The organism is Bradyrhizobium cosmicum (assembly GCF_032290525.1).
Lineage (GTDB): Bacteria > Pseudomonadota > Alphaproteobacteria > Rhizobiales > Xanthobacteraceae > Bradyrhizobium > Bradyrhizobium cosmicum_A.
In genome coordinates this window covers 1-244 of record NZ_JASXTA010000508.1, presented here as the reverse complement: position 1 = coordinate 244, position 244 = coordinate 1, and the positions used below count along the sequence as shown (strand labels likewise).

The 244-nt window shown below is 67.6% G+C and carries 1 protein-coding gene; it reads right to left on the bottom strand.

Annotated features, from left to right (window positions below):
- Positions 1-244 (bottom strand): DUF2125 domain-containing protein (locus QSV46_RS40740; RefSeq protein ID WP_314964416.1); only part of this gene is annotated, 244 nt, incomplete at both ends.

Sequence of the window (244 nt, the reverse complement as noted above, 5' to 3'; positions counted from 1 at the left end):
CCTTGAATTCAGCGATCAAGAGTCTCGGCTGGTAGATCTGCGCGATCACCATGATCTCGCCGAGCCGCGCGGTGAACGGCACCTGCGCGCCCGCGACCTGCGAGACCAGCGAAACGCTGGCGTCGTCGCAGCGGACTTCGAAGCGGAACGGGAAGCCGGCCACCGAACGCTTGCCGCAGGCATAGACCCGGCCTGCTTTCGCCTCCTGCGCGGCCCATGCGTCGGCGCGCACGCCGACTTCGGA